Annotated in this window: 11 protein-coding genes; 7 read left to right on the forward strand and 4 right to left on the reverse strand. The window is 65.5% G+C overall.

The window, feature by feature from the left end; genetic code table 11:
- Positions 1 to 122: 122 nt before the first annotated feature.
- A complete protein-coding gene (locus tag BHE01S_RS23845; protein WP_042268432.1) occupies positions 123 to 1,286 on the reverse strand; it encodes a porin in 1,164 nt (387 codons plus the stop codon).
- A 626-nt stretch (positions 1,287 to 1,912) separates the two neighbouring features.
- Between BHE01S_RS23845 and mprF the strand changes: the two genes are divergently transcribed.
- Positions 1,913 to 4,522, forward strand: coding sequence for a bifunctional lysylphosphatidylglycerol flippase/synthetase MprF (gene mprF / locus BHE01S_RS23850; RefSeq protein WP_042268434.1), 2,610 nt, complete (start codon positions 1,913 to 1,915; stop codon positions 4,520 to 4,522).
- The gene (locus BHE01S_RS23855) at positions 4,519 to 5,892 is read left to right on the forward strand and encodes a virulence factor family protein (RefSeq protein ID WP_052406069.1); all 1,374 of its coding nucleotides are present in this window, start codon (positions 4,519 to 4,521) and stop codon (positions 5,890 to 5,892) included. Before mprF ends, BHE01S_RS23855 begins: the two co-directional genes overlap by 4 nt.
- A gap of 114 nt (positions 5,893 to 6,006) precedes the next feature.
- On the opposite strand, the gene ahpF is transcribed toward BHE01S_RS23855, so the two are convergent.
- The 3 genes from ahpF to BHE01S_RS23870 all read right to left on the reverse strand — a co-directional run bounded on the left by ahpF (position 6,007) and on the right by BHE01S_RS23870 (position 9,584).
- Positions 6,007 to 7,611: an alkyl hydroperoxide reductase subunit F gene (gene ahpF, locus BHE01S_RS23860; RefSeq protein WP_042268437.1), complete on the reverse strand. Its 1,605-nt coding sequence runs from the start codon at positions 7,609 to 7,611 to the stop codon at positions 6,007 to 6,009.
- A gap of 188 nt (positions 7,612 to 7,799) precedes the next feature.
- On the reverse strand, positions 7,800 to 8,363 hold the full coding sequence (gene ahpC, locus BHE01S_RS23865) for an alkyl hydroperoxide reductase subunit C (RefSeq protein ID WP_042268440.1): 564 nt from the start codon (positions 8,361 to 8,363) through the stop codon (positions 7,800 to 7,802).
- Between the two features lie 312 nt (positions 8,364 to 8,675).
- The gene (locus BHE01S_RS23870) at positions 8,676 to 9,584 is read right to left on the reverse strand and encodes a LysR family transcriptional regulator (RefSeq protein ID WP_042268443.1); all 909 of its coding nucleotides are present in this window, start codon (positions 9,582 to 9,584) and stop codon (positions 8,676 to 8,678) included.
- A 127-nt stretch (positions 9,585 to 9,711) separates the two neighbouring features.
- On the opposite strand from BHE01S_RS23870, the gene BHE01S_RS23875 reads away from it, so the two are divergent.
- From BHE01S_RS23875 to BHE01S_RS23895, 5 genes are all read left to right on the forward strand, one after another.
- Positions 9,712 to 10,437, forward strand: a complete 726-nt coding sequence (locus tag BHE01S_RS23875) for a pirin family protein (RefSeq protein WP_042268444.1) — start codon at positions 9,712 to 9,714, stop codon at positions 10,435 to 10,437.
- Positions 10,438 to 10,568: 131 nt separating this feature from the next.
- Positions 10,569 to 10,982: a DoxX family protein gene (locus BHE01S_RS23880; RefSeq protein WP_042268447.1), complete on the forward strand. Its 414-nt coding sequence runs from the start codon at positions 10,569 to 10,571 to the stop codon at positions 10,980 to 10,982.
- Positions 10,983 to 11,118: 136 nt separating this feature from the next.
- On the forward strand, positions 11,119 to 12,510 hold the full coding sequence (locus BHE01S_RS23885) for an aspartate aminotransferase family protein (RefSeq protein WP_042268449.1): 1,392 nt from the start codon (positions 11,119 to 11,121) through the stop codon (positions 12,508 to 12,510).
- A complete protein-coding gene (locus BHE01S_RS23890) occupies positions 12,507 to 13,184 on the forward strand; it encodes a GntR family transcriptional regulator (protein ID WP_042268450.1) in 678 nt (225 codons plus the stop codon). Before BHE01S_RS23885 ends, BHE01S_RS23890 begins: the two co-directional genes overlap by 4 nt.
- Before the next feature lie 57 nt (positions 13,185 to 13,241).
- On the forward strand, positions 13,242 to 13,799 hold the full coding sequence (locus BHE01S_RS23895; protein WP_052406071.1) for an FUSC family protein: 558 nt from the start codon (positions 13,242 to 13,244) through the stop codon (positions 13,797 to 13,799).
- The last annotated feature ends 17 nt before the right edge of the window (positions 13,800 to 13,816 follow it).

Below are 13,816 nucleotides of genomic sequence, written 5' to 3' on the forward strand. Positions count from 1 at the left end.
GACACCCTGGCGCCTGGACGCGCTTCGAGCCGAAGCCCGAGCCGCAAACGCCAGGACGCCGGATGCGCCGCCCAACTGGCGCATCCGGCGTCGTAAATCGAGGCGCGCATCGGCACGCGAATTCAGAACTTGTGCCGCAGCCCGAGGTTTACGATGGTCTGGTTCGACGTGCCCGCGTAACCATACGAGCCGATCGAAGCCTCGGCCGGCATCGAGCCGCCTGTGCCGTTGCCGGTATCGCCGCTCGCATGCTGCCAGGCCGCCGTCATGTAAAGGTCCGTGCGCTTCGAGAGGCTGTAATCCGCGCCGAGCGACACCTGGTTGTAATTCGCCGACGTATCGCCATTGGCGTGCGTGTAGCTGTAGCCAATGCCGAGCAGCAGCGCGGGGCTCAGCTGATAGTTCATGAAGCCCTGGCCGGTGTTGTACTTTTGCGTTTCGCGGAACACCGAGCTCGCGTCCGGCGAGTAGCGCGCATTGCTGTAGCCGAGGCCGAAGGTGAACTGGCCGAGTTGATACTGCGCCGCCGCGCGCGCGATGGTGAGCGAGTGTGCCGTGGCATAGCCGGCGTTGATCGGGCCGTCGAAGGTGCCGTCCGAGGTGCTCGTCCAGCCGCCGGTGCGAATGCCGTTCACGGCCTGGCTGTTGGCCGCGTAGAAGTAGCCGCCAGCCAGCGCGAGCGGACCGTTGGTGTAGTTGACCGCCGCCGAGTACGACTGTTCGGCGCCAGTCGAGCCCGCAATGCCGCCAAACGAATACATCGCCGCGACCTGCAGGCCGCTCCACACCGGCGTGGTGTACTTGACGGCGTTGTTCACGCGGAAGCTGTTGTCGTAGTTATCGACGTCGCCCGGCGTTGCGAACACGGAACCGAAATAGTTGTCCGCCGTGATGCCCTGCACGAGGTCGATGAGCGGGTCATACTGCCGCCCGAGCGTGAGCGACCCGTACTGGTCGGCCGTCAGGCCCACGTATGCCTGTCGGCCGAACAGCCTGCCGCCCTGCGCGAGCGCGCCCGTGGACGGGTTGAAGCCGTTTTCGAGCTGGAAGATCGCCTTGAGGCCGCCGCCGAGATCTTCGGCGCCCTTCAAACCCCATCGCGAGCCGGAAAGATTGCCGAAGCTGCTGTTGCCGAGCGTCCAGAGGTTCTTGCTGCCGTCGGCGTGGTTGACGTAGGTGATCGAGGTGTCGATCGTGCCGTACAGCGTCACGCTGGTCTGTGCGTCTGCCGTGCCAGCCACCCCGAGCGCGGCAAGCGAAAGGGAAGTCAAGGCTAGTCTTTTCACGTCATTCTCCCGGCGCAGTAAAACAACTCTTGACCAAAGCAGACTAACTCGCCCGTCGAGCATTGTAAAAGGATTAAACAGGCTGTCTCGAATTAGTGACAGCGATTTCAGGAAGCGCCCCGCTAACTGCCGAAACATTATCTCCGGCGGCGCAACAATGCGCAGGACAACTGCCTGCGACGCCCGTCACGCAAGGCTTGCGGCGGACCCTCGGGTCGGCGCGCGTTTCAGTATGCGATACGCGTCCGCCCATTGGTCATCACTTGACGATTACCTTGCCGTTCCCATTCTCCAGTTAATCAGGCTTGGCAAACATGGACTCCCAAACAGCCATTCGCCAATTGAATCCGCCAGTTACGATGCGCCATCGCGCCGAATTGATCCGCACCCAATAGCGGTTTCTTGCACGGGAGCGTCAACCGGCGGGGAGTCCCATGCGTTTGCTGAGCTTAACTAGTCCTTTCCGAACGATTACGATTCGGTGCGAATTTCCGGTTCGCGCGCAAGGTGCGCGAGAACCGGCCTCGAAAGAACGTAAGCCCAAAACGCGAATAAACGCGATGTCCCCACCGGGGAAGCTGTAACAGTCGATACGGCGACATCGCAGAGAGCCACCAGACCGATCCATGTCCCAATCGCATTCTTCGCGCAGGGCGCGCGCCCTCGGGGCGCTGCGCCGCCGTGCCGATGCCCTGCACCTGCAGCGCTTTATCGCGCCGGTGTTCGCGCTCGGCATCTGCGCGCTGCTGCTGGTCGTGTTCCAGCACCTCTCGCGCACGGTCGACTACCACTCGGTGATCCGCCAGCTCTGGACGCTCACACCCGCGCAATGGGTCGGCGCGCTCGCCGCCACGGCCGTGAGCTTCGTCGCGCTGGTCGGACGCGACGCGGTGGGCCTGCGCTACCTGGGCGCGCGCGTCTCGCGCGGCGCGCTGTGGGCCGGCGCGATCGCCGGCTCGGCGCTCGGCAACGTCACCGGCTTCGGCGCGCTCACGGGCGGCGCCGTGCGCTGCCGCGTGTATGGCAGCGCAGGCGTCACCGCCGCGCAGATCGGCCGCATGACGGTGTTCACGAGCGTCACACTCGCCCTCGCGCTCGTGCTCATGACCGCGCTCGGCATGGTGGGCGCCGCCGGCACGCTCTCCGGTCTGCTGCCTCTCGCGCCCGATGAACTGCGCCTGATCGGGGGCACGGTGCTGGGCTGCGGCGCGGTGATGGTCATCCTTTGTCCCGCAAGCGCGCGCGAAATCGAGCCGTTCGGCCGCGCGTGGCTGCGCTTTTCGGTGCCGGCGCGGCGCGACCTCGTCGCACAGTTGCTGCTGGCCGCGCTCGACGTGGTCGGCGCCGGGCTCGCGCTCTGGTCGGTCATGCCGCACGCGCTCCTCGGCTTCACCGACTTCCTCACCGTCTATTGCGCCGCCATGCTGCTCGGCCTGATCGGCCACACGCCCGGCGGCATTGGCGTGTTCGAAGCCGCGATGGTGTACGCGCTCGGCCCGAGCGTGCCCACCTCCAAGGTGCTCGCCGCGCTGCTCGCCTATCGCGCGATCTACTTCGGCGCGCCGCTCGCGCTCGCCGCGGCTGTGCTCACCGTGTTCGAGGGCCGCGCGCTCAAGACACCGCTCAGCGCGCGCTTCGCCAGGCGCGGCGCCGACGGCGTCTCGCAGCTCGCGCCGCTCTTCCTCGCCATCGTGACGTTCGTGACCGGCAGCATGCTCGTGATCTCAGGGGCCACGCCCGCGTTCTCCAAGCGCATCGCGCTGCTGCAAACCGTCGTGCCGCTCTGGGTGCTCGAAAGCTCGCAGCTGATGGGCAGCCTCTTCGGCGTGTTGCTGCTCTTCGTCGCGCGCGGTCTGCTGCGGCGCCTGGACGCCGCCTGGTGGCTCGCGCTCGTGATCGCCGTGGCCAACCTCGCGCTCTCGCTCGCCAAGGGCCTCGCCTTCGTCGAAGCGGGCGTCCTGTGCGTGCTGATCGTGCTGCTGCTCGGCACGCGCAAGCGCTTCAATCGTCACTCGTCGATGTTCAGCGAGCGCTTCACGCCGGCCTGGCTCGCCTCGGTCGGCTGCGTGATCGCGCTCGCCGTTTGGGTGCTGCTGTTCGCGTTCCGCGACGTGCAGTACTCGCAAAGCCTCTGGTGGCAATTCGCCTTCCACAGCCGCGCCCCGCGCGCACTGCGCGCCACGCTCGGCGCCGGCGTGTTCGCCGCTGCGCTCGCGCTGTGGCAATTGCTGCGCCCCGCCGCAGGCCGCTTCGTGATGCCCCCGAGCGAAGACCTCGAAGAGGCCGCGCGTATCGTGCGCGCCCAGGAGCGCAGCGACGCGGGCCTCGCGCTGATGGGTGACAAGAGCTTCCTCTTCTCCGCCTCGCGCCAGGCTTTCCTCATGTACGCGAAGCGCGGCCGCACGTGGGCGGCGCTGCACGATCCAGTCGGCCCGCGCGAAGAATGGCCCGCGCTGATCCGCGAATTCGTTACGCTCGCGCACGCGCACAATGGCCGCGCGGCGTTCTACCAGGTACGCGCCGACGCGCTGCCGCTCTATCTCGATGCCGGCCTCACGTTGATGAAGCTCGGCGAGGAGGCGCGCGTGATGCTGCAGGAATTCGACCTCAAAGGTCCGCAGCGCGCGCATCTGCGCTATGCGCTCAAGCGCGGCGAACGCGACGGCTTTTCGATCGAGCATATCGAGCCCACGCAGATGGGCGCGAGCCTGCCGGTGCTGCGCGCGATCTCCGACGCCTGGCTGCAGGACCGCGAAGCGCGCGAAAAGAGCTTCTCTGTGGCCGCGTTCGACGACGACTATCTCGCCGCGCAGTCCGTGTTGCTGATCCGCCAGAACGGCGAGCCGCTCGCCTTCGTCACCTTCATGACCACCGATCTGAACACCGACGCAACGGTGGGCGTCATGCGCCATTTGCCGGGCGCCTCGCCGTACGCGATGGAATACCTGTTCACGCAGCTCGCACTGCATCTGAAGGCCGCCGGCTACCAGTCGCTCTCGCTCGGCATGGCGCCGCTCTCGGGTATGGGTCCCTCGCCGCTCGCTTCGCCGTGGCACCGGCTCGCGGGCTTCATCTGGCGCTTCGGCGGCCGTTTCTATAACTTCCGCGGGCTGCGCGGCTTCAAGAACAAGTTCGCGCCGCGTTGGGAACCACGCTATCTGGCCGCCTCAGGCTCGATCAGCGTGTTCATCACCCTCGCCGATCTATCGCTGCTGGCAGGAGGCTGGCGCTCATGACATTCCGTATTCCCAGGCTGCCGCGCATTGCAGGCACGGCAGCGGGCGCTGCTGTGCTCGTGATTGTCACGGCTCACGCCAACGCGGCTTCAACGCCCGCCTCTACGCCCGCTTCCGCCGCGACGATGCACATTTCCGGCGGCCGTTACGGCGAAGTTGCGGTGACGAAACCGGGCGGCGCGATGCGCGGCTTCACCGTGCTGTTCTCGGCGGCCGCGCACTGGAGCGCCGCCGACCAGGCACGCGCCGATGCGCTCGCGCAGCATGGCGCGCTCGTCGTGGGTGTCGACACGGAGCGCTATGCGCAGAACCTCGCCGCCGTGAAGAACGAGACCTGCCACAAGCTCTACAGCGACGCCGAAGCGCTAAGCCACCAGCTCGAACGCCAGCAGGGCGCGAGCGAGTACTACGCGCCGATCGCCATCGGCAGCGGCGAAGGTGCGCTCATCGCACAGCGCATGCTCTCGCAGGCGCCCGCGAACACGATGGCGGGCGCCGTGTCGCTCGATCCCGCCGCGGAACTCGACGCGCGCTTCGAACCCTGCCCGGCCGACCCCACGCTCTCGCGCGGCAATGGCTTGCCCGGTTTCTTCGAGCAGGGCGTGACGACAAAAGAAGCACGCGCAACCCTTTCAGGCACACCGCGCGCCTTCGCCCCCGGCGTTGCCGACGCCGACAAGATCGTTGCGCTCACATCGAATCACCTGCGCGTCGTGACGGAAAGCGAAGAGGACGTGTCGGACCTGCCGCTCGTCGAACTGCCCGCGGCACATCCCACCGACATGCTCGCGGTGGTGATCTCGGGCGACGGCGGCTGGCGCGATCTCGACAAGACGATTGCAGAAGCGCTGCAAAAGCAGGGCGTTTCGGTGATCGGCTGGGACGCGCTGCGCTACTTCTGGAGCGAAAAGACACCCGGGCAAACGAGCCACGATCTCGCCCGCGTGCTGAAGACCTACGGCTCGCGCTGGCATGCGCAGCACATCGCGCTCGTGGGCTACTCGTTCGGCGCGGACGTGATGCCGTTCGCCTACAACCGTCTGCCCGACGCATTGCGCGCGAAGGTGTCGTACATGTCGCTGCTCGGCTTCGCGCCGGACGCCGACTTCCAGATCCGCGTGACGGGCTGGCTCGGCATGCCCGCCAGCGACAAGGCACTGCAGGTGCGCCCGGAACTCGCGAAGGTGCCGCCTTCGATCGTGCAGTGCGTATACGGCGCGGGCGAGAAAGACACCTTGTGCCCGGCGCTCGTGAATACGGGCGTGGACGTCGTCAAGACGGGCGGCGATCACCACTTCGACGGCGACTACAACGCGCTCGCAGGCAAGATCATTGCAGGGTGGAAGAAGGAGATCGCGGCGCGGGGGTGAGCGCGCGAGTCGTATGGCAGCCCGCTCGTCCAGGACTGAACCGTCTCATCTTGCGCACCCATAAAAAAGCGCCGGCGTAAGCCGGCGCAAAGAGAGACTGCTCTAAACCCTTGCTCAGGCGACCACAGGCGCCGCCGCCTTCGCGTCCTCTTCCTGCTCCACCGAGGAGCGGATCAGGTAATCGAATGCGCCGAGCGATGCCTTCGCACCTTCGCCCACGGCGATCACGATCTGCTTGAACGGCACGGTCGTCACGTCGCCCGCGGCGAACACGCCCGGCACCGACGTCTGGCCCTTCGCGTCCACTTCGATCTCGCCGTGCTTCGACAGCGCCACCGTGCCCTTGAGGAACTCGCTGTTCGGCACGAGGCCGATCTGCACGAACACGCCTTCGAGTTCGAGATGATGCTTCTCGCCCGACGTACGTTCGAGCCAGGCGAGACCGGTGACCTTCTGGCCGTCGCCGGAGATATCCGTGGTTTGCGCGTTCACGTGCACCGTGACGTTCGGCAGGCTGCGCAGCTTGCGTTGCAGCACTTCGTCCGCACGCAGTTGCGCGCCGAATTCGAGCAGCGTGACATGGCTCACGATACCGGCCAGGTCGATCGCCGCTTCCACGCCCGAGTTGCCGCCGCCGATCACCGCCACGCGCTTGCCCTTGAAGAGCGGGCCGTCGCAGTGCGGGCAGTAGGCCACGCCCTTGTTCTTGTATTGCTGCTCACCCGGGACATCGACGTTACGCCAGCGCGCACCCGTTGCGAGCACGACACTCTTCGCGCGCAGCGTCGCGCCGCTTTGCGTGCGCACTTCGAAGCCGTTGCCCGTGGGCACGAGCGCTTCGGCGCGCTGCAGATTCATGATGTCGACGTCATAGGCACGCACATGCTGCTCCAGCGCCGCGGCGAACTTCGGCCCTTCCGTTTCGGTGACCGAGACGAAATTCTCGATCGACATCGTGTCGAGCACCTGGCCGCCGAAGCGCTCGGCGAGCACGCCGGTGCGAATGCCCTTGCGCGCCGCGTAAATCGCAGCCGCAGCGCCTGCGGGGCCGCCGCCGACGATGAGCATGTCGAACACATCCTTCTGGTTCAGCTTCTCGGCGGCACGCGACGATGCGCCGGTATCGAGCTTCGCGAGAATCTCTTCTACGCCCATGCGGCCCTGGCCGAACACTTCGCCGTTCAGGTAGATGGTCGGCACGGCCATGATCTGGCGCTTCTCGACTTCGTCCTGATAGAGCGCGCCGTCGATGGTGACGATCTGCACGTTCGGGTTGAGCGTAGCCATCGCGTTGATCGACTGCACGACTTCCGGGCAGTTCTGGCACGACAGCGACATATAGACTTCGAACGAGAACGCGCCGTCGAGCGCCTTCACCTGCTCGATCGTCTCGTTCTCGAGCTTGACCGGATGGCCGCCCACCTGGAGCAGCGCCAGCACGAGCGACGTGAATTCGTGGCCCATCGGAATACCCGCGAACGTGACCTTCACGTCGGAGTTCGCGCGCTTGATGTCGAACGAAGGGGTACGCGCGTCGCCGGCTGCGGCGCCACGGCGTTCTTCGTAGGTGATGCGATCCGAGAGCGAGGCGATGTCCTGCAGCAGTTGCTGCAGTTCTTGCGACTTCTCGCTTTCGTCCAGGTACGCAACGATCTCGATCGACTGCGTGACTTTTTCGAGGTAGCTTTTGAGTTGATCTTTGAGGTTGGCGTCGAGCATGGCTTTTTTTCCGGCTAGAGAAGAAGCGGGGGAATGCTAAGTATTGCCTGGCAATTTCGCCGCTCCGCTTATGGCGTAACGAGGCGAACAGGGTTCCCGGGCCGCGGCCGCGTGGGCACGGCCCGGGGATACTGCGGATGAGACCTGGGCGCCATGCGATCGCGGCGATCGCATGGATACAGCGACGCTTAGATCTTGCCGACGAGGTCGAGCGACGGCTTGAGCGTTTCAGCGCCCGGCGTCCACTTGGCGGGGCAGACTTCACCCGGGTGAGCGGCGACGTACTGAGCCGCTTGCACCTTGCGCAGCAGTTCCTTGGCGTCACGGCCGATACCGTTGTCGTGGATTTCGCACAGCTTGATCTCGCCTTCCGGGTTGATCACGAACGTGCCGCGCAGTGCCAGGCCTTCTTCTTCGATCATCACGTCGAAGTTGCGCGTGATTGCGCCCGTCGGGTCGCCGACCAGCGGGTACTGGATCTTGGCGATCGTGTCCGACGTGTCGTGCCATGCCTTGTGCGTGAAGTGCGTGTCGGTCGACACACCGTAGATTTCGACGCCCAGCTTCTGGAATTCTGCGTAATGGTCGGCCAGGTCGCCGAGTTCCGTCGGGCACACGAAAGTGAAGTCGGCCGGGTAGAACACGACAACCGACCACTTGCCCTTGAGGTTTTCTTCAGAGACCGGAACGAACTTACCGTTGTGGTATGCGGTTGCCTTGAACGGCTTGACTTGCGTGTTGATGAGAGACATGCGTTGTTTCCTCGCTCTGGGTTGGGAAAAGGTATGGACGAAGGTTACGGGAACCGCGTCCGTTTGAAAAATTGGTTGCTTTGATCGCTGGTATTAACCTTGCCTATCGGGCCCCATAGCATTCCTCGAAGCCCGCCAGTCAAGGGATCGGCGCCCGCGTCACGCGGCCCGAGCAACCCCCGGGGCGGTGAGCATACAACGAAACTGCGACAATGCGCCTCATATGCCCGCCCTTTCGTGGTGCGTCCGCGAGGCTTTGCCTTTTAGATGCAGGCGCAACGGCCGTTCTGCAAGGGACGCAGACTTACCGCGTCAAAGCGCGCCGCCACGCGCGGTTGCCGCACGCGCCGCAAGCCGCTCGCGCAGGTACTGCGTGAACGCGCGGATCGTCACGGAAGCTTCACGATGCTGCGGGTACAGCGCATGCAGCGCGTTGGGCGGCGGCATGAACGGCTCGAGCACCTCGACCAGCAGTCCCGCATCAACCGATCCCGCCACGATGAAGTCCGGCAGATAGCAGATGCCGAGCCCGGCAATGGCCGCGTCGCGGATCACTTCGCCGTTGTTCGCGCGTAGCGGCCCGTGCACGTCGAAAGGCGTACGCACGCCGTCGACGATGAATTCCCACGGCGCGCGGCCCTGCTGCCCGTACGGCAGGCAGGCGTGCTGCGCGAGATCGGCGGGCGTTTGCGGCGCGCGGCGGCGGCGCCGGTAGCCGGGGCTGCAGCAGGCGATCATGCGCACGTCGACCAGCTTTTGCGCGACCAGCGTGGAATCGGCCAGCCGGCCAATGCGCAACGCCATGTCGAAACCCTCGCCGATCACGTCCACGGTGCGGTCGCTCAGGTCCATGTCGAAGCGCACGTCCGGATGCTCGCGCAGAAATTCGGCGACGAGCGGCGAAAGGTGCGCCATGCCGAACGACATCGGCGCGCTCACTTTCAGGAGGCCGCGCGGCTCGCTGCGCCGGTCCGACATGGCCTGCCCGGCTTCGGCCACGTCCGCAAGAATGCGTTTCGCGCGCTCGTAGAAGTCCTGCCCGAGGTCCGTGACCGCCAGCTTGCGCGTGTTGCGCACGAGCAGGCGGACGCCCAGATCGGCCTCCAGCGCCGCCACGCGCCGGCTCACGAACTGCTTGGAAAGCCGCAGCCGATGGGCCGCCGCCGTGAAATTGCCCGCATCCACGGTATTCACGAAGATCCGCATGTCGTCGAGTTGCATTCCGATTGTCCACTTCAATGTGACAGTTAGTCGTATTTTACGACGATTTTATTCGATTTGATTGACCTAAAATTCTTCCATCGCAACCAGTCAACCGAATCGAAACGATTCACACGGAGAGACGAAAATGATCGAACTTCGCAAGGCAGACCAACGCGGCCGCGCTGAACATGGCTGGCTCAGCTCGCGTCACACGTTTTCGTTTGCCAACTACTACGATCCGAAGCAAGTGGGCTTTTCGGACCTGCTCGTGATCAACGACGACCGCGTGGCCCCGGCGCGCGGCTTCGGCAAGCATCCGCACCGCGACATGGAAATCTTCTCGTACGTGCTGGAAGGCGCGCTCGAGCACAAGGACTCGATGGGCACGGGCTCGGTGATCGTCCCCGGCGACGTACAACTGATGAGCGCCGGCACCGGCGTCGCGCACAGCGAATTCAACCACTCGGCCGACGAAGGAGTGCACTTCCTGCAGATCTGGATTGCACCGAACGTGAAGGGCGCGCAGCCGCGCTACCAGCAGAAGCACATCGCCGATGAGGAAAAGCGCGGCAAGTTCCGCCTGATCCTCTCGCCGGACGGCGCCGAAGACTCGCTGCTGCTGCGCCAGGACGCACGCGTGTATGCAGGACGACTCGACGGCACGGAAACGGCGAAGGTCGAAGTGGGCGCCGACCGCTACGCCTACGTTCATGTGGCGCGCGGCAGCGTGGCCCTGAACGGCGTGGAACTCGGCGAAGGCGACGGCGCGCGCATCCGCTCCGAGCGCGAACTGAGCTTCAGCGACGGACACGGTGCCGAGGTCCTGGTGTTCGATCTGCGTAATATTGAAGTGTCGGAGCTCTGGTCTTAACCCGGGCGTTGCGCCTGAGGTTATGCTGGCGCAGCCGGCGCGCGGCGGTCCGCTCACTGGGAGCGGGCCGCCGCCCGGCAAAGCGCGAGCGCATACGTAGTGAACCACTTAATACTTCTTCGGAGAGAACCATGCGATACAACCTGTTCGGGCCGGGCAACGACGTCGTGCTGCTGGTCTCGCGCATCCTGCTGACTTCCCTGTTCATCCTGTTCGGCTGGTCGAAGATCACGGGCTTTTCGGGCACCGTCGACTACATGGCGCACGTAGGCGCGCCCGTGCCGATGCTGTCGGCCGTCATCGCCGTAATCATGGAGTTCGCGGTAGGCATTCTGCTGCTCGTGGGGTTCTATACGCGGCCGCTCGCCGTGCTGCTCGCGATCTACACCGTTGCGACGGCGTTCATCGGCCATCACTTCTGGACCATGACGGGCGCCGATCAAATGGCGAACATGATCAACTTCTACAAGAACATCAGCATCGCGGGCGGCTTGCTCGCACTCGCGGTGACGGGGCCGGGAGCGATCTCGATCGACAGGAAGTAACGCACGGTTTGGTTTGACTGCAGAAAGGCGCGATGCGCGATGGCATCGCGCCTTTTTTGTGTCCCTGAGTATTTGATCAAATTTACTTCACCATTCGCTCATGCGAAGATTTGATCAAATCCCAGGGAGACACACAATGCAAACCCGGCAAGGGGTGAACTGGGCGCGCGCGCAGCGCATCCTCACCCGTGAACGCGAAGCCTTCATCGCCGCGCGTCCGAAGTCGCAGGCCTTGTCCGCGCAGGCTGCCCGCCATCTGCTGTTCGGCGTGCCGCTGCATTGGATGAACGACTGGTCCACGCCCTTCTCGCTGTATGTCGATGCCGCGCGCGGCGCTGGCTTCACCGACGTGGACGGACACCGCTACGCCGACTTCTGCCTGGGCGACACGGGCGCGATGTTCGGCCATGCGCCGCAGCCCGTGGCACGCGCGCTCGCGGCCCAGGCACAACGCGGCTTCACGACCATGCTGCCGGGCGAAGACGCCGTCGCCGTGGGCGAAGCGCTTGCCGGGCGCTTCGGCCTGCCCTTCTGGCAGTTCGCGATGACCGCGAGCGACGCCAACCGCTTCGCCGTACGCTGGGCGCGCGCGGCCACGGGCCGGCGCACGATACTCGTGTTCAACGGCTGCTATCACGGCACCGTCGATGACGTTTTCGTCGATCTCGTCGATGGCCAGCCCACGCAACGCGCGAGCCTGCTCGGCCAGGTTCACGACCTGCTGCCGACCACGCGCGTGGTCGAGTTCAACGATCTCGAAGCGCTCGCGCGCGCACTCGCCGACAACGACGTGGCCTGCGTGCTCGCCGAGCCCGCCATGACGAACGTGGGCATGGTGCTGCCCGAACCCGGCTTCTGGCGCGAGGCGCAGGCGCTCATGAAGCGGCACGGCACGCTGCTATTGATCGACGAAACGCACACGATCAGCAGCGGGCCGCGCGGCTACGCGCGCGGGCATGGCATCGAGCCCGACCTCTTCGTGCTCGGCAAGCCGGTGGGCGGCGGCGTGCCGTGCGCTGTCTACGGCTTCTCGGCCGAATTCGCCGCGCGTGCGCAGCAGGCGAAGCTCGACGCGCCGCCGGGCCATTCGGGCATCGGCACGACGCTTACGGCGAATGCGTTTTCGATGAGCGCAATGCGCGCGACGCTTGGCGAAGTCATGACGGAAGCCGCCTACACGCACATGTTCGCGTTGGCCGAACGGCTCGCCAACGGGCTCGCAGCAACGATCGCGCGCCATGCGCTGCCGTGGTGCGTGACACGCGTAGGCGCACGCACCGAGTTCCAGTTCTGCGCCACGCCGCCGCGCAACGGCAGCGAGGCGCGCGCCGCCATGGATGACGAACTCGAACACCTGCTGCATCTCTATCTGCTCAATCGCGGCGTGCTCATCACGCCGTTCCACAACATGATGCTCGTGTGCCCGGACACGACCGAGGCCGACGTCGATCGTCTGCTCGGCGCATTCGATACCTGCCTGGGCGAACTGGGCGAACTGGGCGAATTGAACGACCCGAACACACGATGAAAACACGCGCGCATCAATCGCTGCAGGACGAGACGTACGCCACCCTGCGCCGCTGGCTGAGTCTCGGGCGCTTCTTGCCCGGCGAGCGTTTGCGCATTCACGCGCTCGCTGAGCAATTGCGCGTGGGCGAGATGCCGGTGCGCGCGGCGCTCGTGCGCCTCGCCGGCGAGTCCGCACTCGTGAACCTCCCCAACCGCGGCGTGGTGGTGCCGCAGCTCACGCGCGCGCAGTTCGACGACGTGCTCAACGTACGCGTGATGCTCGAAGGCGAAGCGGCATTTCTCGCCGCCGCGCGTCTGACCGCCAGCGACATCGCGCAGCTCGACGCCCTATGCGCACAGATGGCCGAAGCGCTGGAGCAGAACAAGCGCGCGCGCTATCTCGACGCCAACGAAGACTTCCACCTTACGCTCTATCGCGCGAGCGGCTCGCCGCTGCTCGTGGATCTGATCGAAACGGTGTGGCTCCAGGTCGGGCCGATCTCGAACCTGCTGTTCGACGACCCCGGCTTTGCGCGCACGCTCAACGATGCACACGATGGCCTGATGCGGCGGCTAAAGCGCCGCGACGCGCAAGGCGCGCGGCGCGCCGTCGAGCGCGATCTGCGCCACGCCGCGAAGCCGTTGCGCATGCATTGCCTGTCCGACGACGGGCACACGGCGGACACGGCTTGATATGCTTGGCAGCGCGCCTGCCTGCCCTCATGTTCTCCTTACGACCCATTACGCGCGATGCACGATCCACAAGACAACCTCTACGCGTACCTCACTTCGCTCCAGCAATCGGCGCTGAGCGCGCTCAAGCGCCTGCCGCTCAAGAGCCGTGCCGCACAAGGCACGCTCATGGCGCTGCGCGCCGTATGCGCGGCAGGTCTTGCGTACAGCATCGGCCGCGCGCTTCACACCGAACAGGCGTTCTGGGCGGCGATCACGGCGATTGCCGTCACCCAGCACGACTACGCCGATACGCTTGCGCAGTCGCGCGACCAGTTCATCGGCGCGATTGCAGGCGGCGCGGTGGGCCTCGCGACGGCTGCGTTCGGCCCGGAAAATCTCGCGGCCTACCTCGTAGCGGTGAGTGTGGTGATCATCGGCTGCTGGTGCCTGAGCGTGAGCACCGCGGCACGGCTGGGCGCGATCACCACCACCATCGTGCTTCTCGTGCCCTTGAACGGGCCGGTGTGGGACGTTGCGCTCTTTCGCGTGGCGCAGGTCGCCATCGGCATGGCCTGCGCGGTGCCGGTCAGCTGGCTGTTTTCGTATGTCGAGCGGCGCTGGCTGCATGCGTGAGCACCGTCTCTCAACGC

The organism is Paraburkholderia heleia NBRC 101817 (assembly GCF_000739775.1).
GTDB classification, from domain to species: Bacteria; Pseudomonadota; Gammaproteobacteria; order Burkholderiales; family Burkholderiaceae; genus Paraburkholderia; species Paraburkholderia heleia.